Consider the following 19,700-nt stretch of genomic DNA (forward strand, 5'->3'; position numbering starts at 1 on the left):
CCTGACCGTCAGAGACCAAGCGCCATCTGGCGAAGGATCTCTGACACGACCGGGTCCACCTTTCTTTCCTGCAGGACCGCTTCCAGTTCTTCTTGCAGAATAGCCGCATCTTCGGTCATGGCGCCGAAGTCCTGCTGCTTCAACAGGTCGGAAAACTGGCTTTCCGGGATTCCCGCTGGTGTTGCCAGAGCCTCCCGCAACGCTCCCTCATCGGGCTGAGTGCGCATTCCTGTACGGTCGAAGATTTTTTTCTCGTGACGCAAGACGTGCCGCTCCAGACCTTCTTTCTTTGCGGGCCAGGACCAGACAGCGGGTTCCTGCTCCTCGCAATCGATGCTCATCCGCGTGATGTTGCCGGGATTGCACCACAGGGTATTTTCCTTGCGCACCCAGGGTTGCGGCTTGTGCATGTGTCCGTTGACCACCAGGTCCACGCCGGGAATCGAAATCAGAGGTTGCGCTTGCGGGTACATGCCAGGAAACGCCAGATCCTGGTGGGTCAACGCGATGACCGGCAGGTTTTCCTGCTGTTTGCAAAGCGTTGCCATCGGCGCCAGGGTATCGATGGAGGAGGCGTAGGACAACGGCAACACCCACGCAAGACCGGGAAGATGCACCGGTTCCGGGGCTTCCCGCGTTTCCAGCACCCGCAGCAGACCGGAGGCCCGCACGCAACCCAGTGCCGTGTCATCACCCAGAAGTCCGTCACGCAGGTCATGATTGCCCACCAGGCACCAGGGCAGCAGGCCATCCTTTTGCAGGTGACGCCGCAGGAGCCAGAATAACCGGCTCAACATCGACAGGCCATTGTCTGGAGCCCGGTCAAACAGGTCGCCCAGAATGATCGGTTGCCACTGGTGCTCCCGCGCGAGGGTCAGGGACTGATCCAGCGCATCCAGCACCGTGCCGGCGAAATCATTGTCCAGCCGTCGCCCGGGGCGAACGGAAGACAGATGCGGATCACCGATGAACAGCAAACCTTGTGGATTCGACAACATCAGGCCACCTCCGGATGGTCATGGACAGGCGGCAGGGAGCCGCCACAAACCGGGCAGTTCTCCTGATTCCCCAGGAGAGACTTCTTTTGCTGCTGTATCCTGGACAGTTTCTGCCGGGCTTCCTGTTCTGCTCCGCGTGTTTCCCGCAATCGTTGCAGGAACCCCGCAGCCTGCTGACCCAGCCCGGACATGCCGGACAATTCCTGCAGCTTCCCTTGTGCTTCTTTCAGACATTCCGTCCGCAGGCTCTGGGGAATCTTCAGCCGGCGGCGCTTCTCCTGCAACTGGAGGATCTGTTTGGCCATCCGAATGGATTCCGGCAACCGGCGCAGGTTTTCCATGGTCTGGGCATCCGGCAGACGGGAAAGGCTGGCATCGGGAATCCCTACCCGCAGACGCTTGTGCAGCCGCGCCGCCTGCGTCTGTTGTGGAAGGAAAGCCTGCAGACGATGCAGTTCCTCTTTCCCGGCGGGCAGGACAACCCGGCTGTCTGGCAGGGAGAAAGCCTGTAACCGCTTCTGCGCCTGATCACAGGGCAACCATTGCCGCTCCCGCCGCAGCAGGTCTTCCTGCTGCTTCTGCAAAGACTGCGACTGCCGTTCCAGTACGGTCAACTGTTCCACGAGTTCGGGGAGATCCTGCAGATGGGACAACGCCGTTTCCACCGCCTGCAGACGCTTTTCTCCGGCACGAATGGTACGCCGGTCCTCATCCACCTGGCGTTTCCAGCTTTCCCGCATTTTGCGCAAGTATTGCGACTCGCGTCCGATATCCAGAATCTGCGCCCGTTTGGCCGGAGATTCCTGCAAGAGGAACACCGGAGATTTCTGGTCGCTCACCTGTACGTCCAGATCGTCCTGCAAGCGGATGCCCAGCATCTGTGTGACCCATTCCGGCACTTCCCGCGCGGATGGGGTTTCCTGTTCCACCTGATCGCCTTTCAGCTTGCGATAGATGACCTTGGGGCTACCCTTGCGCACCCGCTCCCACTGAATGGCGGTATCGTCGGCAAAGCGGATCGTGATCGTGGCTTTCTCCGCGCCATGGCGAATCATGCCATCGCCGGCATCGTTGTAGGCCACCGCCCGGATGGCCTGGGTGACGGCGCTCTTGCCCACGTCGTTCTCCCCGGTCAACACCGTGACCCCAGGGGTCAGGGGAATGACGGTATCCTCGTGGGACAGGAAGTTCCGCAGGGAGATTTCCCGCACGGGCGCCCATTCGCCTTTCGGCGTCTCGACGTTTTTCTTTGCCATGAGGGGTGGATGTTGTACCTGCGCGGACGGATACCCATCCGTTCCCGTTTCCCTGGACAGGAAGATCGGAAACCCCGAAAACAGGTGGCTGTCGTGATGGCTGATGATCAGCACCTGGAGGCCCAGGTCACGGGACAGCTGCTGGATGACCCGCGCAAAGTCTCCGACCCGCGAGGGGGACAGCCAGCAATCGGCTTCATCCAGCACCAGAAACGGGCGCATGCCCAACAGCGATCCGCGCATCCCGGAAGACCGGGCCACGGCGATAAAGCGCAGACCCGCGGAAAGAACATTGGCCACCGACCCGCCACGACCGCGCAGCGCGTCTTCCGGCAAGCCACCCTGACACACCTGTACCTGCAAGGCGGGGAGTCCGCGCAGATGCTCCAGTTCCATCGTGACTTTCTGGTCATCCGCGGCATCGCGCGGCAGCACGTCGTTCAGAAAGGCGGTCAACAGGGTTTCCAGCAACCCCATGCTTTTCTCGTGGAACCGTTGCTCCAGCGCGTCCAGCACGGCTTCCACCGATTCCTTTCTGTCCTGTCTGGCGCGGCAGATGCCGGCTTCCTGCCGGATACGCCGATCTTCCTGCAACAGCGCATCACGACGGCCATGCAGACGCAGCGCCTGCTGCAAAACCTGTCCGACGCCGATCATCACGCGGCGTCCAGTTCGTCCAGCGCCTGTTGCGTGGCCCGCACCTGCGCCTCCTTTTCAGACAACTCCTGTGCAAACCGCGCGAGGTCCGCCGCGACGGACTGTTTGACGGCATCGATCTTTTCCTTGATCTCCCCCAGGTCGCGCGTGCCGAACTCCGCTTCCAGTTGCGACATCAGTTCCTCGTACTGCCGCTTTTCTCCATCCCGCCGCGCTTCCAGCTTCGCTATCTGCACGCGCAGAGTTTCCGCACGTTGTTCCAGCGACTTGTGTTGTTCCAGCAGTTCGGAGATTTTCGGAGTGGACATGGGATACCCTCTTTCCTATCAAGATACAATATAATATAGCGTTATTATGCAAGCATGTCAACTGTCGTGGAACCGAATGTCGTTCCAGTGGGGTGTCAATCTGCAAAATACAGTGGAATTTTGCGCGGTTCCATTCAGGCACGCCCGAGTGCCCAAGAGGGTGTTTTGGTGAGCATGGAAGCAATGCTATACTTGCTATCATATTTGTTATTGCGTTCGTTCCATGGAGTTTCATCATGAGCATCGAAGACCGCTTCCGTCAGTTTCACGCGCCGGCATCCTTTTCCCCGAAGCTGGGCATCCCTCTGGAATGGGGGTTCCGCGAGGACCATCCCGACTGGCTGGCGGTATTCGACCCGCAGGCCCGGAGAGGGCTGGTGTTTCACCTGCAGGCGGACGACCCGAAAGAACTGGATGCCGGATTTCATCTCGATGGCCGGGTAGCCCGCCTGGTCTGGCAGGATCGCCTGATCTTCCGGCTCGATGATCAGGAGCGCGTCTTGCAGGAGGTGGCCAATGGCACAGTGGGTTGATCTCTCCGCACACAATCTTTCCTTCTGGCGTTTTGGCCCGGACGAGGAGGGGAAGCGGCGCTATCTGCTGTTGCCCATCTTTCCGCAGGTCGGGGTCGACCCGGAATGGGAATCCCAGCCGTTTGCCCGGAAGTTTCGCAAGGATGAATCATTCACGCAATCGGGTGGCATCCCAGGATGGATACTGGAAAGGGATCTCGCGACAGAATCCCTGCCGGGCCGGAGGGAATGGCTGGAGGCGTTCCCCAACGCCCTGTTCCGGGATCGGAATAGCGCCAGTTTCCTGCCCTTCGTGCCGGATACCGCGGCGTTGTTTTCGCTCCCCCTGCGTTCTCCGTGGGGGTTCAGCCCTGTCGATCATCCGGCAGAGGTGTATGCCAATGAAGATCAGGCGGCGGGCGAGTCTTCGGATGCGCGGGCGATGCTGCGTGAAGGGCGGGAGATCGAGGAACGTATGGTCCTCCCCCTGTTTGCCCTGTCCATGAGTCCGCGCGCGCTGCAGGAAGATCTGGAGCAGCAGCAGGAAGAGCGGCAGTCCGCGGAAAAACGGGAGGATTACGGGGAATATGTTCCGGGATCACGGAAGTCCGCCTATGAAAAATGGGAGGAAAACTATAACGCAATACTGGATACCATGGGGGATGATGGACGGTTTCAGTTTTCCAGGGAAACCCTGGAGGCCCTGGCAAAGGAAACCCGCCGCGATCTGTTTCTGGCGGACTGGGTGGAAGAGAAAAAGACGCAGCCAGAGTATCCGGCCACCGTCCGGCAGATGCTCCGCGCCACGCTACTGGAAACCCTTCCGGCATCGGTGAAAACCCTCCCCTGGGATGGACGGAAAAGCGATCGCCCCGCCGGAGTGGTATTGGCAACCCGGATCGACCGGTACGCGCACATCCTGAAGGAAATCCGGAAGCGGGTGGATGCGTTGCCGGAAAATCCCGATGGTGATGCCCTGTTTTCCGCGCTGGAAGGGGTTTCCGGAACGAGTGTGTCCAGACGGCTCATTCCCAGAACCTCCTGGTATGACGACGTATATCATCCTTTGTACGAGGAGGATCGGGATTGGTTGCGCAACCCGGATACCGGAATCATCTCCCTGTTTGACGCAAACCTGTCGAAACACAGCATGGATGGCAAATTTCGCGCACTGTTGGGGAATACGGCCTGGCGCCGCTTGCCTGACGAGAATGCAAGGGAAACCTATCTGAAGACAGCCAAAACCCGTATGGAACAGCATTTCCCGGAGTTTTTCGAGATGGAGAAAGCGGCGCTGGAAATACGTGTCAAGCGACCGGAAACCGAAGAACTCCTGGCCGAGGCAAAAAGGAGAGCGGAGGACATCATCGACAACCTTGCGGAAGGGGTGAAAAATCCCTGGCATTGCTGGAGAGCACCCTGGGATTCCTGGACGCTTTTCCCGTACAAGGTCTCTGCCGATGCGGCGGAAAAGTACGACTGGCGGGAGAAAAGCCGGAGCATCCGGGTGCTGCAATACCAGATGATGCTGGATTGCTGCGATATCGCTGGAGAAGTCGCCCTTGCGCGGGCGGCGGAATCTCCGGTGCAGGAAACCAGCATCCCGGAAGTCTTGCCGGAAACCGGTGAGGCAGAGGCTCCCGGAGAGGAAGAAGGGGTATCGAGAGAACCGGATTTTCTGCGCTGGAAACCTGGATTACGGGATCTGCCCAAAGAATCCGATATCCAATCCTACCGCAGCGCGTCATCCCCGACGGATCGCGGAGACCGCGACGTCAGCGAAGCGGAACTGTGTGATACTTTCGGATTCCGTGCGGTGCAGTATGGCAACTGGATGACCCAGAAAGACCGCCAGGTACACCTGAATGCCGCCTTCGACGCTTGCGCGGATCTCCAGACGCTCTGGGATTTGCCGGACGCCAGGATGGTGTCTCTGCCCAGAAGGATCCACGATCCTCTGGCGGATGTGGCGCGCCAGCCCCTGGCGCTGGCGTTGGGAGCCAGAGGAAAAGGCCGTGCAGCCGCACATTTCGAGTCTGCCCAATATGTCATCAACATGACGAAAACCAAGGGCGCCGGAGCTTTCCTGCATGAATGGACCCACGCGGCGGACGCCTTTCTCGCAGCGGAAGACACCCCTGGCAGCCTGTTGTTGTCCAGCGAAATCGCCGGTTCGCTGTTGAGCCGGTACACAAAAACCCTGGAAGGAAACGCCGCCAGTGCTTCCCTGCGGGAAAGCCGGGAAGGTGTGATGTTCGACCTGCGGACGGGATGGGAAGCGTTGCGGGAAAAAATCTGGAAAGGATTGCTGGGGAAAGACACCGCTTCGGAGTGGGAATACCAGATCCAGAATCAGATTTTCACCATGAATCGCGACCTGCCGCGTGAAAAGAGGGAAGAACAGGCACAGCGCGAGCGTCGCGTGTTCATGGAGCAAGCCGCGAGATGGGTATCGGAGAAAATGGCGGAAGTGGACCAGGAAATCGAAAAGGTTCAGACACGGGAAGACGCCAGCAAGGTTCTGGAAACGGCTTCCCGGAATTTCGTCAAACCATTTCAGTATCTGAAGACAAACTACAAAGTCCACCCTTCCAAAGACGGAGAAGATTTGCGCTGGTGCGAAACGGCGCTTTCCGGTGGTGTGGAAGCCCCGGAACGCGGAAACCTGTCTTCTGTCGACCTGTCAGGCGAGTCCGTATCGATGACTACACGGGCTGCCGCCGCCTGGGCAAAAGCCATCCAGAGAAACATCTGGAAATCGTATACAAAAGAAATCTTCAACAATAAAGACGATCTGTCTCTTGCGATACGGCCTCATCATTTTCAGGCGAGGGATCGGCAAGGCACTCTTTTTTATCAGAACGCCAGCGTTTTGGGAGAATACTGGAAGCGCCCACAGGAGCTGATTGCGCGTGCAGTTGCGGCGTTTGGGTATGACCGGCTGCAGGAGGCGGGGATCACCAATACCTGGCTGACGAAAAACGCTCCCGGACTGTATGCCGATACGCAGAAATACCGCGCTGATTCCGACCCGCAGGGGGCTGAGAGGCAGAACTTCCGTGATGTCTGGGAAGAAAAGGTGATGCCGGAACTGCGGGAACATCTGTCCCGCGCGGTTCAGGAGATGCCGGTAGCTTTCGCGGAAGAGGAGGAACCCGTCGCAGCAAAAGCGGCAGCGGAGGATGCCTTACTGTCTTAGGTTCCCTTGATCCGCTGCACCCAACGCTCCGCCAGTGGCCGCAGTTCACTGGCGGATTTCTTTTCGGGCTTGGGGGGAACCGGGTACGGCGGGCGCTGCATGGACTTCCTGACTTCATCGACCATGCGTTTCGGCAGGGCCTGCGCATCCTCTTCCGTGGCGCCCAGGATACGTGCGGCGTTTTGCCAGGTTTCCGCCCCACTTTCCACCTGCTCTTCCACCGTGGAGAAAAGCGCCCTGGAGAGGGCGGAAATCCCGTCTTCTTTCGGGGCTTCTTCCGGGAGATCGGGATGTTTCTCCGAAGGCTCCGAAGGCGTGCTGACAGCAGGTTCTGGACGGGTTTTTGCATCTGCGCCCTCTACAGGAACCGTCTCCTCGCCTCCCGCATCGGAGGGAGACGCCTCCTCCTGCGTCTCCCTGGTTTCCGTTTCCGCGGAAACCTCCGCTGTCGTCACCAGCCCGGATTGCCGTTCCATCGCTGCCAGAGGGTCATCCTCCCAGTCCACGTCTTCCGCATCCGGCTCCGCTCTGTCCTGTGCCGTGGGTGTGGGAGCGGCTTCCTGTGGTGGCGTGCTCCCGTTCTCGGCAACCCCTGCGGACGGTTCGTTGATGGACTCCGGCTCGACCCCTTCCGGAACGGCTTTGTCTGACTCTGTGACTGTCTTTGCGGATGCCTCAACGGAAGGCGTCGCGTCACTTTTCCGTGTCGCAGCGGTCTCCTTGCCCATCTGCGCCTTTTTCTCTTCCAGCATCTGCCGGGAAAGGGCAAAGGCGTCCTGCTGCATCCAGGCATAAACGGCGGCGCAGGCCAGATCGCGCCGCTGCCTTTCGGCCCAGGCTCTGCCGGCGTCCGGATTCCGCAGCACCCAGTAAAAGAGCGCGGCCATGGGCAGAAAGCCCGCAAAATCCTTCTGGTGTTCCGCCGGGTTTTCCGGAATCTCGAAAGCGGTGCTGCCGGCTTCCCGGATTTTCCGCTTCCACTCGTCCATGGTCTTTTTCAGATCGCCGAAACGCAGGGAGATGGCGTTTTTGCCAGGCAGTTTTGCCATGAGAAAATGATGCACGAAACTGGCGGATTCCTTGTTCTTTGGAACGCCGCCGGCGAAAAAGCTGAACCCGCGGATAATTTTCTCTTTGTAGAACAGGTGCCACTCGCCTTCCACCTGGGCAGCGAAATCTTTCTGGTCGGTACGCTTGGTCCGTTGGGCGGTGGCCGATTGCGTATCGTAATAGTTCAGCAACTGTTGCGAATACGCTTGCGACTGCATTTCCAGCGCGTCTCCAGACAGGCTTTCGACCAGTTGCCGGGTGTCGTTGGGGTCATCCGTCGTCATGATGAACTTGAACTTTGTGTTTGCGACGATCTGTTGCGCTTCCGCCTCATTGGCCTTCTTGATGCCCGCCCAGTCTTGTGACCCGACTGTCGCGGAGACACCCAGCCCGCGGCCCTGGGTGAACACTTCGGCAAATCCCTCCACGTTGATGGCGGCATATTCATCGATGAAGAGGAATGCCGGAACCCGTGCGGCTGAAAGGGAAAGGTCCACCAGCTTGCGCCATCTGCCCATGACATCGCCTTCGCCAAGGCCGGCAGCCACACCCAACCGCAACAGCATCAGGGTGATCCTGCCCAGGCTGTTGAGTTCCGCCTTGGACTTTTCCAGCGCTGGGACGATGGCGACAAGACATCGCCGCTGGAAAATCACATCCGGCATGTGGATGTCCCCGACCGGGACGTTGAATACGTGACGATAGGTGTCGGACAGCGTGGACAGCAGATCCAGGAAGTAATTCTGCGCATAGGAATACTGCCGGCTGAAATCCCCCCATTTGGACGGATCTTTTTCGTTGGGCTTCCAGCCCATGGACAACAGAAAGTTGATGGCGGCTTCCTGCGTTTCCTTGCTGGTGTCCTTGCGTTTCGCCAGTTCAATGAAGGCGTCAGGCTGGATATATTTACGCATGTCGTTGATGGAAAATGAAATTTCTCCCATGTTGCGAAGATCCACCAACAGCATGACCAGCGCCGTAATGAGCGTTTTGGCGTTGCTCTCGAAAATGCTTCCACCGTTGCCGCTGCCCCCACTGGCCATGAGGGACAGCGGAATCTCCTTGAGAGACGATGCCTTGCCAAAAGCAAATGGCTGCATGGTATTGGAACGGATGACCGGGGATTTTTTCAGATCACTGGTGCCCAGCGCAAAATTGAGCACCCGCAGGTCATCATCCCGCCCCAGAAGCCGCAGCATGGTCCAGTGCTGGGCCAAGAGTTTCGGACCGCCCTTGGGATCCACATACACCGAACCGCCCCCCATCGCCAGCGCGTTGTAGACCATGCTCAACAACTGCTCCGTCTTTCCCGCGCCCGTTCCGCCCAACACCAGACAATGCGTCAGCAAATCACCAAAGGATGCCCAGATTTCCTTTCTCGCCCCCCAGACATTTCCCAGGATGACGCTGCCATCCGCCTCCCGGAACCCCCGATGTTGCGCGGTTGGCGCATTATAATCCGTGCGCCCCGCCTCTTCCGCCGGCAGGCGCAGGGGCAAGGTCGCCCGACGCACGGAAGGCCGCAGCGCGGTGATTCCCATCAGCCCAACGCTCAGCAGGGCGGAGGGCATGCACAATATCGGGAAAACGGCGGATACCGCACCCAGCATGGCGACGGAAACGCTGGCGCCCAGTGGGGACAGCACCAGGTTCGCAACCTCGGTGTGCATGGGGGTGATGTGCCGACGCAGCTTCTTCGCTTCGATGAACTGCTCATCACCCTGTACCCGGAAATCTGGTTGTGGCATCGGTTATGGCTTCCCCGGTATCCAGCCCATTCTTATTGCCTCATCCAGAGGCCCCAAAGCATGTGCGATGACATCCACCGCATACATTTGCACTTGCACTTGCGTCATCTTTTACTCATTTTCGTCAAACCAGCCTTCGTCCATGATGGCGCCTTTCAGCGCCTTGACGGACTCGTCCACAAAAGCGGTATACAGAATGGTTTTCCCCCCCACATTTTCCGCACGGTAGTGATCCCAGGCAGCCGCTCCCTCGGTGAACACCGAGTTGCCGCCCAGGGAAGTCAGGAAATACCAGAGTTCCCGATTGGTCGGACGCAACCAGAGAAATTCGTATGCGGGAAGCACCCCTCCGTTGAACCGGGCAACTTCCAGCAGGGCACCCAGCCAGACGTACAGGAAGGACTCGTGTTTTGCGATCGCCCGCCGAATCTGGCGGGACAGATCGGCCTCCGTGCTGTTTTCCTCGTCTGGACGGGGTTTCAGCGCACGGATGACCCAGGCATCCGCAGTGGAGATGTTGATCGGGAAATGCCCGGCAACCCCATGCGCATCCTGCGCCTCCAGGGCTTCTTCCTCGGAGAAGCTGATGCTCATGGCGTCCAGGATCTGCTGTCCCTCTTCCCGCTTGCCCAGACCAAAGGCGCAAAACGCGCCAGCCAGTCCGCGGTAATAGGCGGGAAGTTGCCGGAAAGCCCGCAGATTCGTCGGTGCCGGTGGTCCCATGCGGGACACCAGAACCTCCTTGGCCCGCCGGTCCAGGAACACCATGCCGCCATCCGGAATTTTCGGAACGCCCCGCGGCATGCCATCCTGCCCGTAACACCAGGATTCCGGTACCGGGTTTTCCTCCCGGTCCACGATGATCTGGTGTCGCAGGGCAAACAGCATGGGGGATTCCGCCACCCGCCAGGGGCCACTTCCGGTAGGCTCTTCGGAAATGCGACGCTTTCTTCGGGCGACGGGAAGTAGAGAGGGGACGATTCTGGCGTTGCGGTCCAGCAGGGATTCCATGGTGAAGATGCGGGTGTACTTCTCGATCCAGCCAACCCGGCGATAAAACAGCCACGCGGACAACAGCAGGAGAGGAACCAGCAAGAAACGGAAGTATCCACCGGCAATGGTCAGGATCGTTTCCATCTGTTGCCAGGAAACCGCCTGGGGGCGGGAGTGCGTCAGAAAATTCCAGAGTTCACCTCCGGTATGGCTCCACCAGGGCGCGGCTACGGCCAGCAGCTCGAACTGGGCCACCCAGAACAGGATCTGGTTGATGCTGCCCCGGTGCCACGCATAGAACAGCGGGATGCCAAAAAACAGCGCGGCCACCACAACGCCAATGAGGATGGCGTTGTTTTCGGAATCATGACTGCCGGCGCCACCCGCATTACTTCCCGCCGGCATCTTTTCTCCCGAACTCTTTGCGCAGCCAGGATCGGAACGGCACCCGGTCCCCGGACAGAAGAATGTGCCGTTTCCAGAGATCCACCAGCAGAACCGAAATACCGATCACCCAGGCGAGAACCCCCAGGGGAATCCAGAAAAACAGGGTGGAGGGATGCAACGCCGCCGTCACCATGGCGTCCAACCCCAGAACGCCGCCAATGACCGCATAGATCGACCCTTCCAGTACGATACGGGAAGCCATGCGTTTGCGCGTTTCCATCGGCAGCGCGGCAGTCCAGTATCCCTTCTCGTCCGCCGGTTTCCAGGTTTCGGAAAAAGACTTTCGGATTACCTTCCAGAAGAAAGAGAATGCCGCGGACCCGGACAGGATGCGAAAGATGGTTTTTGCCTGCCGTACCGTTTCTGAAATCAGGGTTTTTTTTCGTGTGCCAGACATTGGTTTTCCGGATCAGAGAAAATGAAAACCCAGCAGGGGAACCTGCAGGGGATTGCCTACCGCACTGCGGATTTCCTGCAACGGGGTATTCCGCAGATGCTCGAAAACGGATCGGGCAACCGGGATTTCCAGGGAGAAGCGTGGAGAGCGATGGTCTGACAGCGGCACGGCTTCCAGCGCGAGCCGAAGGAAAGAAAGGGGACGCCGCGCCTCCAGCCACTGCGCCTTCCAGGGAATCAGCGCAAACCAGGACAGCGGCAGGGACGCAGCCCAGGGTTCCAGACGGGTTTCCTCGGATTCCGCATCCTCCGGTATCCATTCCGGATGTTGCGCCGCCCAGAGCGTTTCCCCCTCCGTGCTTTCCATCACCCCGAAATACCGGGAGCCGATGCGGGGGGACAACCGCCAGTGTCCGCGCCCATCCTCCTGCACGACATCAACACCCTCCACCCGCTGCAGGGATTGCAGCCAGGACTGTCCGTCCACCAGTGCGGCGGTGTGGAAAATGGGCCATTGCGTTTCCGGTATCCGCTCGATGGAAAACATGGCTTACCTCCGAGGGACGTTCAGTTGCAGCGGGTCTGCCGCCGGTTCCGGCTGGGAGTCCGGAGAGGAGGGAGATTCCCGTCCTTCCTCTTCCGCGCCAGAGGTCAGGGCGCCCTCCAGTCCGGCGCTGATCCCCCCGTCCAGCAGGAAACTCATCATCTGCTTGCTTTCCTCGATATTGTCCATCGGGTTGCCCTGTTGCTCCCGATTCCGCAGTACCCGCGCCACTTCCGGCAACGCCTGCGCGGAAAGCAGGCGGAAACGGTTCTCCCGGGTCCGCTCTTCCTCTTTCTCCTCGCGGGCCGACAGGGCAACCATCTGCTCCTGCCGTTTGCGCGATTCCTCCTGCTCCCGCTTCTTGCGCAAGGCTTCCAGGTCCATCTCTCCCTCCTGCAGGGTTGGCGTCGGGGAAAGGTTCAGGTCCTGCGAGCGTTCCGCGCCCGGAGCCTGGGATTCCGCACGGGGAAAGGGATCGGGGATCGATAAGGGACTCCCCAGCGGGGAAACGGCGGACTGGATTTCCATAGGGCACTCTCTTCTCTGCAAAGAACGGAAACAAAGATACTATAACAGATTGCACGGCAACAGACGAAACCGCGAAAAGCCTGCGGGAGGTCTTTCCTGTTCCCGTTGCCACTGCCTTTCTCCGTTTTTTTGACAATCTGCTGCTAGCTGTTGAGAAGGCAAGAAGCGGCAGGCGAAGGTGCCTGCCGCGCTTCTCTGGAGATGAGAGATGAAGAAGCAGAAACGCGAAGCAGTGGATGTCATCAGCATGAAGCTGATCGACGAACCGAATGAAAAGGTGTGGGTGACTAAAAATGAGGCAGGCTGGCTCGTTCAGGAAAAGTTGATGTCCGGTTCACCGCGCACGGCGGCAACCTGCGATAATCTCGACGACGCGCTCTATTATGTTTGGACGCATTATGTGAAGATCACTGCAAATAAGGATTTGCAATCATGATCCGCACGACAAGACTGACCGGCGTGGTGCTCAAGCCGCCCTGAACGGCGGGACTTCCCACGCAAACCAGATCCCGGGGAAGTCCCCCGCCGTGCCTGATGTTCTGTCCGTTTTGGTGTCGGCGGTAAAACTGCTATCGTATATCCATTGACGTATTGCAGGGTGAACCCGGATGGAGACAGAACAGGCAGCATTGCAGGTGCATGATATCCCCAACCTTTTGCAGGCGATGTATCTCGTTCGCCTGCAGGAGGGGGCTGCGCCCTGGAAGGCGGACGGCGATCCGGTTCCGGCGGATTTCGTTGCGCTGCGGGACGGGCTGTTGCCGGTCATCCTCCGGCAGGGGTTCGAGCTGGCCCGCGCCCTGGGTCGGGAAGACCTGTACCGGGAAAGTGTCCGCATTCATCCGGACGACCACGGCATCCTGGGAGTGCGCGCCGAAATCCTGCCGATGGATCTGCACAAAAAGATGCTGTTGCTGTCCATTCTGCAGGCATCCCTCCCTTTGCTGGACCGCCAGGAAAATATCCTGGATGCCTGGGAGCATCCTGCCGACCCGCTTGCCCTGCTGGATTCCGGGCAACTGCCGGAGATGTTCCGCGGGCTGCGCGTCAGTCATCTGTTCGACGATACCCCGTCAGAATTCCTGTATCCGGAAGAAGACCGCCAACCGGACTCTCCGGAGCCGGGATCTCTGGGGCCGGATTCCGATTTTCGCATACACTAGGAGTGCATCATGGCGTATACCGCAAAAACCCGCATCGTTGCCGATGAATCCACCTCCATGGAGGATCCGGCGGCAGCGTTGCCCGCGGCAGTGCAGGCTCCACAGGAAAACAGGGCACCGGTTCACGGCACCGCATGGAACGGCGTGCGCATCCTGATTCCCGTGCTGTCGTCGATCGCGAAGAAGCCAGGCTTCCTTGCGCAGTCTGACGAAGTGTTGCGTGCGGTCAACGACGCTTCCAGCCTGATCGTGCGGGAAGCGTCGCTGGTTCAGAAAACATTGAGCATATCACAAAGTTTTTCCATCGAGGCTGTGGCGGGACTGTTTCCCGCCTTGCAGGACCACCCGGAATGGCAGGAAACCGGCGCGGCTTCCACAGCGCTTTCCCGTTTCTCGACGAACACGGAACAGGCCATGATTCCGGTGGAAAATCTCCGGTATCTGGCGAAGGATCTGCTGGAAGATCCGGAAGGCGCCGGTCGTCGTTGCGCTCACCTGGATCGGGCATTCCAGGCACTGCTGCCGGAAAATTCCGACTCTTCCGGCAAACCATACTTCCTGTCCAGGTTATCGGGGATCAGTCCGCAGCAATTGGCGATTTCATGGAAGCTGGCGGACCAGTGGATGGATAAGGAGCACGCTCCTGTGGAGCTTGCTTTTTGGGACCGTGCCCCGGAAGGACGGAAAGCACGGGAAATGCTGCATTTCGCTGTCGCCACGCAGTTTGCCCTTCTGCACCAGTATATCAACAGGCTGGAGGACGAATCACCGAAGATTCGCCAATGGGTACTCCCGGACCCGCAAAAATTCCTGCAGCATCAGCAGGAAATCTGGAAACAACAGGTCGGCACGGTCGCCTCCTGGTTCCCGGAGGGGAATTCGCCAAAAGACCCGACGGAATTCGCGCAAGTGGTGTCAACGGTGCTGCGGGAAAGCGGAGATTTGCTGCGGGAAGGCATTCGGAAGCTGTCGGATAACCTGCTGCGGGCGACTCGCCCGTACCGTTCGGACGGCGACCCTGAAAACCCTGCGATGAACCAGGCCATGGAGGATTTCTGGGCGCACCCGAAAACCGTGGAGAACGTGCGGTTGGCGAAACTGCGTGTCCGTCAGCAGCGGGAGATCCTTTTGCAGGAAGACCCGTCTCCTGGAGAAAGTGGCATGGGGAAAAGTGTGGCAATCAAGACCCGCACCGCGATTCTGCAGGGGCTGGCGCCGGTCTGGGGCGGGGCGAAGCTCGACTTGCTGGACAGACTGCGGGAGCGTCCTGGCGGGCTGCGTGCCTGGGTGGATGCGCAGGCGCGGCAGATGCACCAGCAAGCCAGATGGGGTGCCGGAAAGGTGCTGTTTTCCGGGCTTCAGGAAAATCCCATGCAGAATGCCGTTACAGAGAGCCTGTTGCGCGAAGTCGCGCGGCAGGCGTTACCGGACATCGTGCTTCAGGCAAAAACCGTCTCGCAGATCGATGCGGCAATGCACTCCGTAGCGGAAGAAACCCTGGTCATCGCAGGCAAGATCATCCAGCCTGAACAATTGCTGCGGGAAGAGACAGGGTTACGTAAATCCTTCCGGGCGGATTTCCCGCCAATGCCGGATTTCCTGGAAGAAGAGCACCAGCATCGGGTTAGTGAAAAAACCTGCGAACAGGAGGCGGTATAAACGATGCGCCTGGTCATCGCGGAAAAACCTTCCTTGGCAAAAGCCATTGCCGAAGGAGTGGCTGCAGACCCCAGACGGGGACCGGAGGGAAGCTGGGTATCCGGCGGGTACACCATCACCTATGCGGTTGGCCATATTCTGGAGCAGGCGGAACCGGACGAGTATCTGCCCAAACGGGTTGACGAAAATGGCAAGGAGCAAAAAGGCTGGCGCTGGGAAGATCTGCCGATTTTCCCGCAGGACTGGAAAAAGCACCCGGTTGGCAAGGTCAAGGAGCAATTGTCCAAAATCGGCAAGCTGTTGCGTCAGGCAACGCTGGTGGTCCATGCGGGAGACCCGGACCGGGAAGGGCAGATCATCATCGATGAAATCCTGCAGCATTTTGGGTATACCGGGAAGGTGGAGCGGGTCTGGCTCGCATCCATGGATGGGGAATCCGTGCGCAAGGCGTTCGCGAATCTGCGTGACAATGGCGAATATCATCTCCTGTCGCAGGCGGCGGAGGCGCGCTCCCGCGCAGACTGGCTCGTGGGCATGAACCTGACCCGTGCATGGAGCCTGCGCAATTATCATACGCTGTCCGTGGGCCGCGTGCAGACGCCCACTCTATCCCTTGTGGTGCGCCGGGATCGGGAGATTGAACAGTTTCGCCCACAGGATTTCTACGCGGTAGAGGGCCTGGGGGAGAAAGACGCCTGGAAGGCAGTCTGGCAGGCGCCGGATGCCTTGCGCGAAACCCCGTCTTTCGATGCGGAAGGACGGCTGGTGGACCCTGCGCTGGCGGAAAAGACGGTGCAACAGGCGGGGCGGGATCTGCATCTGCAGGTGGAACGATTCGAGAACCAGGAAAAATCGCAGGCGGCGCCATTGCCCTACAACCTGTCGTCCCTGCAGAAAGCGGCCTCTGCACGGTTCGGGTTTTCCGCAAAACAGGTGCTGGACATCGCGCAGGCGTTATATGAAAAAAAGATGACGAGCTACCCGCGCACAGATTGCCGATATCTGCCGGAAGAGCAGTTGGGGGATGCGCAACGGGTTCTCGATTCTCTGAAAAAGCAGGGACGGATTCCGGATATCGCCCAATCCCGGTTGCTCCCGCAGCAAAAGCATGTCGCCTGGAATACCGGAAAGGTCACGGCGCACCATGCCATTGCGCCTACGGGCGCACAGGCATCTCTCAGCCCGGATGAGGGGAAGGTTTACGATCTGGTGGTGCAATCGTATCTGGGACTGTTTCTTCCGTCCTTCCAGTATCAGGCGCAAAGCGCGGTTCTGCGGCATCGTGAGGTGGACGGGGTCTGGAAGGCATCCGGACGAAAGGTGCGGGAAGAGGGCTGGAAAGTCTTGCATGGTGCGGGCTCCGATGCGGCAGAGGACGAGGAGGACACCGCAGGATCACTCCCGGACTGGAAAGCGGGGATGCAGGTGCCGGTATCCCGCTTTGCACTGCGGGCGCAGCAGACCCGCCCGCCGTCCCGCTTCACCGATGGCACGCTGATCGAGGCGATGAGCCAGGTGCATCGGTTTGTGACCGATGAGCGAATGCGCGCCCTGTTGAAAGAGAACGCGGGCATTGGCACGGAGGCGACGCGCGCGGCCATCGTGGAAAAGCTGCTGGAACAGCAATACCTGCAGCGGAAGGGGAAACAGTTGATCTCGACGCCCATGGGACGATCCCTGATTGACCGGATGAGCCCGGATCTTTCCGACCCCGTGACCACTGCCCGTTGGGAAGAGATTCTGAACCAGATTGCCCAGGGGAAAATCAGTCTGGAAGACTTCGAGAAAGGCATCCGGGTTTTCGTGAAAAAACAACTGGGGGTGGTGCGGGATGACGTGTTTCCCGATCAGCGTGTCGAACCCTGCCCCCTCTGTGCGGACTCCTTCCGGGTGCGGCGCCTGGAGTCGCAGAAGAACCGGGGAAAATTCTACTGGCGTTGTGACAATCCAGAGGAAAAGCACGGGCTGCTCTCCGACCGGGAGGGGCATCCGGGACAGCCGTTCGGAGATTCACCGGCCACTCCTGGTATCGCGGGGGACGGACCTGCCTGTCCGAAGTGCTCCGCGGCAACCTTGCGGAAGTTCACGAAGAACGATCATCCCTATTTCTCCTGCCAGAAATGCCGGAAAAACTGGTGGGCGGATCGGGAAAACCCGGAAAAGCTGGGCGCACTTTGGTCTGATAAAAAATAACGTGATAGCATATCCTATAACGTACAGTAAAGGAGCATCGTTTTGTTGATGGAGAAAAAAAAGGGGAAAAGCGCATCGATGCAAGTGCATCGGCTCGTGCATGCGGAGGACATCATCCGTGAATACTGCCAGAAAAACCATCTGGATGTGGAGTCGGTTTTATCCGGTTTTCACACCGGGGTGGTTGCGGTCATCACGGCCCTGATTGGCAGAAAATCCGTGCAGATTCCGGGGATGGGGGTTTTCCGGTGGAAACTCTGGAAGCCTCGCCTGGGGTACAACCGATATCGCGAAGAGACGGTGCTGATTCCGTCCTCCTGGCGGATCAAGTTTGTGCCGGACGAGCCGCTGTCACCGATGGATGCGGAAGCGGAAGAAACCCCGGCTAGCGGTTCTCCTTCCGCGTGAAGCGGAGGATCCGTTCTGCCGCCGGCGTGCTTTCCCGGCCCGCCCTTGTGGATATCGCGGCTTCCCAGGCCGCAGGGTCGAAGTGCGGAATATCGGCAAGAGGTTTCGGCTTTCCCAGCGCCTTGCTGTTTCTGGGCGAGGTTTGGGAAGTGTTCACATAGATCTGCAGGCTGGCCCAGGACTCATGCAGGCTGACTTTCTGGATCTCGGGAATGGTCCATCCGGCATCGGCCAGGCGCGAACAGCCTTCATGGCGCAGATCGTGGAAGTGCAGGTCTTCTATCCCCAGCATTCGCATTTTCTTCGTCCATAGGGTCGAAACGGTTTTGGAGTCTACCGGGAACAGGCGATCCTCCTGTCCTTTCCTGGGAATGTCCCGAATGGCCGCATGAATGACCGGCAAGGCTTCCGGGGTGATCCAGGCCCATTTTTCGTTTCCGGCTGACCCTTCCGGATGTTTCAGGTCGTCCACCTTCCATACCAGATTCTCTTCATCAAAGTCCGGCAGGCGCATACGGCAGATTTCCGACAGCCTGCGACAGGAGTAAATCGCAAACCACGTCAGAAGATACAGAGGGGTACCGCCTCTTCTGGCAGCCTGCTGCAGAAAATCGGAGCCAAGGATTTCCATTTCTTCCCGCGATGGCCGGCGATACCGCTTTTTGGCCCGGTGCGTCAGGCGTTCAACCCGGCAGATTTCCATGGATTGCTGGATGACCTGGGGGTCTACCGGAACATTCCAGGCAAAGCGGGCATAGCGAAAGATGGCGTTCAGCCAGATCAGGTCATTTTTCACCGTAGCGCCGGAAACCGACAAGGCACGGCGTTCGCGAACGTGGGCGATGACATGATCGGTGCGAATCAGATCGGCAGGAATCTGCGCCAGCCTGGAGCGTGACAGGCTGACGAGGTCGTATCGCTTGGTGCGCCCCAGGGGAGCCGTCTGATCGTATTCCACGATATACCGGTGAATGAGGTCTTCCAGCAGGGGGACGTGATGCAGGATGTGTGCGGATGGCGAGCCCATCGATGCCCTGGGCTTTTTTCGTGTGCTGGCAGCGCTGGAGGTTCCCCGTGTGGCATGCTCCGCCTGTTCCATTCCCCATCTGGGCGCCACTTGCGAGGGCGTTGCCGTCTGCGAAGACGTCGCCGTCCGCAAGGACGTTGCCGTTCTCTGTCTGCCATGCACCGGAGAGTGGGTCGCCGGTTGGTTGGTGGGCGCGCTGGAAGGCAGATACGCCAGTTCCCGCTCGCGTTGCGCAGCCCAGGTTTCCGCTTCATATCGGTGCGGAAAGCTGCGTGACTCGGAATGGACCACTTCGCCCTGGTGGCGGGCACGAACCGTGGCCGTGTAGTACGGGGTTCCATCCTTTTTTTTCCGTTGCATAATGGACGCCATGAAAGCTCTCCCTGGGTGTTGTGAAGCGCGAGGTCACGTTGCCAAAAATTGCAGCGCCGTTGCCAAACCGCTGCAACGTGGCAACGTGACGGTATCCCACGTTGCCAATCGCGTCAAGATGCAATACAGCATGGCGTTATCCGCGTTGCCTCAGAGGATGAGCAGGTGTTTTGTTATCTGCTGAGAAAATAAAGGGAAAGTATGAAAAAAACTCTCTCTATTGCCCCGATGATGGATTGGAC

16 protein-coding genes are annotated in these 19,700 nt (G+C 59.1%); 7 read left to right on the forward strand and 9 right to left on the reverse strand.

Annotated elements, in window-relative coordinates; translation table 11 throughout:
• Positions 1 to 8 precede the first annotated feature (8 nt).
• The 3 genes from AB4090_RS05445 to AB4090_RS05455 are packed head-to-tail and all read right to left on the reverse strand — an operon-like array spanning position 9 to position 3,219.
• Complete coding sequence (locus AB4090_RS05445; RefSeq protein ID WP_369572852.1) at positions 9 to 998, reverse strand: exonuclease SbcCD subunit D; 990 nt, start codon at positions 996 to 998, stop codon at positions 9 to 11.
• The gene (locus AB4090_RS05450; protein WP_369572853.1) at positions 998 to 2,911 is read right to left on the reverse strand and encodes an AAA family ATPase; all 1,914 of its coding nucleotides are present in this window, start codon (positions 2,909 to 2,911) and stop codon (positions 998 to 1,000) included. Before AB4090_RS05450 ends, AB4090_RS05445 begins: the two co-directional genes overlap by 1 nt.
• Positions 2,911 to 3,219: a hypothetical protein gene (locus tag AB4090_RS05455; protein WP_369572854.1), complete on the reverse strand. Its 309-nt coding sequence runs from the start codon at positions 3,217 to 3,219 to the stop codon at positions 2,911 to 2,913. Before AB4090_RS05455 ends, AB4090_RS05450 begins: the two co-directional genes overlap by 1 nt.
• A gap of 236 nt (positions 3,220 to 3,455) precedes the next feature.
• Between AB4090_RS05455 and AB4090_RS05460 the strand changes: the two genes are divergently transcribed.
• On the forward strand, positions 3,456 to 3,752 hold the full coding sequence (locus tag AB4090_RS05460) for a hypothetical protein (RefSeq protein ID WP_369572855.1): 297 nt from the start codon (positions 3,456 to 3,458) through the stop codon (positions 3,750 to 3,752).
• Positions 3,736 to 6,930, forward strand: coding sequence for an LPD1 domain-containing protein (locus tag AB4090_RS05465; protein ID WP_369572856.1), 3,195 nt, complete (start codon positions 3,736 to 3,738; stop codon positions 6,928 to 6,930). Before AB4090_RS05460 ends, AB4090_RS05465 begins: the two co-directional genes overlap by 17 nt.
• Here the strand turns inward: AB4090_RS05465 and AB4090_RS05470 are convergent.
• The 5 genes from AB4090_RS05470 to AB4090_RS05490 all read right to left on the reverse strand — a co-directional run bounded on the left by AB4090_RS05470 (position 6,927) and on the right by AB4090_RS05490 (position 12,636).
• A complete protein-coding gene (locus tag AB4090_RS05470) occupies positions 6,927 to 9,728 on the reverse strand; it encodes a type IV secretion system DNA-binding domain-containing protein (protein ID WP_369572857.1) in 2,802 nt (933 codons plus the stop codon). The two genes, AB4090_RS05465 and AB4090_RS05470, sit on opposite strands and share 4 nt — an antisense overlap.
• A gap of 111 nt (positions 9,729 to 9,839) precedes the next feature.
• Positions 9,840 to 11,126, reverse strand: coding sequence for a hypothetical protein (locus AB4090_RS05475; RefSeq protein ID WP_369572858.1), 1,287 nt, complete (start codon positions 11,124 to 11,126; stop codon positions 9,840 to 9,842).
• Positions 11,110 to 11,565, reverse strand: coding sequence for a hypothetical protein (locus AB4090_RS05480; RefSeq protein WP_369572859.1), 456 nt, complete (start codon positions 11,563 to 11,565; stop codon positions 11,110 to 11,112). The genes AB4090_RS05475 and AB4090_RS05480 overlap by 17 nt, the downstream gene beginning before the upstream one ends.
• Before the next feature lie 12 nt (positions 11,566 to 11,577).
• The gene (locus tag AB4090_RS05485; protein ID WP_369572860.1) at positions 11,578 to 12,111 is read right to left on the reverse strand and encodes a hypothetical protein; all 534 of its coding nucleotides are present in this window, start codon (positions 12,109 to 12,111) and stop codon (positions 11,578 to 11,580) included.
• Positions 12,112 to 12,114: 3 nt separating this feature from the next.
• Positions 12,115 to 12,636 (reverse strand): hypothetical protein, encoded by a 522-nt coding sequence (locus AB4090_RS05490; protein WP_369572861.1) that lies wholly within the window; start codon positions 12,634 to 12,636, stop codon positions 12,115 to 12,117.
• A gap of 208 nt (positions 12,637 to 12,844) precedes the next feature.
• Between AB4090_RS05490 and AB4090_RS05495 the strand changes: the two genes are divergently transcribed.
• The 5 genes from AB4090_RS05495 (at position 12,845) to AB4090_RS05515 (ending at position 18,059) form a co-directional block, all read left to right on the forward strand.
• Complete coding sequence (locus AB4090_RS05495; protein WP_369572862.1) at positions 12,845 to 13,072, forward strand: hypothetical protein; 228 nt, start codon at positions 12,845 to 12,847, stop codon at positions 13,070 to 13,072.
• 172 nt (positions 13,073 to 13,244) lie between these two features.
• Positions 13,245 to 13,799, forward strand: a complete 555-nt coding sequence (locus AB4090_RS05500) for a hypothetical protein (protein WP_369572863.1) — start codon at positions 13,245 to 13,247, stop codon at positions 13,797 to 13,799.
• Between the two features lie 9 nt (positions 13,800 to 13,808).
• Positions 13,809 to 15,458: a hypothetical protein gene (locus tag AB4090_RS05505; RefSeq protein WP_369572864.1), complete on the forward strand. Its 1,650-nt coding sequence runs from the start codon at positions 13,809 to 13,811 to the stop codon at positions 15,456 to 15,458.
• Positions 15,459 to 15,461: 3 nt separating this feature from the next.
• Positions 15,462 to 17,651, forward strand: a complete 2,190-nt coding sequence (locus tag AB4090_RS05510) for a DNA topoisomerase 3 (RefSeq protein ID WP_369572865.1) — start codon at positions 15,462 to 15,464, stop codon at positions 17,649 to 17,651.
• 48 nt (positions 17,652 to 17,699) lie between these two features.
• On the forward strand, positions 17,700 to 18,059 hold the full coding sequence (locus tag AB4090_RS05515; RefSeq protein WP_369572866.1) for an HU family DNA-binding protein: 360 nt from the start codon (positions 17,700 to 17,702) through the stop codon (positions 18,057 to 18,059).
• Here the strand turns inward: AB4090_RS05515 and AB4090_RS05520 are convergent.
• Positions 18,037 to 19,458 (reverse strand): tyrosine-type recombinase/integrase, encoded by a 1,422-nt coding sequence (locus tag AB4090_RS05520; RefSeq protein WP_369572867.1) that lies wholly within the window; start codon positions 19,456 to 19,458, stop codon positions 18,037 to 18,039. The two genes, AB4090_RS05515 and AB4090_RS05520, sit on opposite strands and share 23 nt — an antisense overlap.
• Between the last annotated feature and the right edge of the window lie 242 nt (positions 19,459 to 19,700).

Origin of the sequence: Acidithiobacillus sp. IBUN Pt1247-S3, assembly GCF_041146875.1 — a bacterium.
In the GTDB taxonomy this organism is placed as follows: Bacteria; Pseudomonadota; Gammaproteobacteria; order Acidithiobacillales; family Acidithiobacillaceae; genus Igneacidithiobacillus.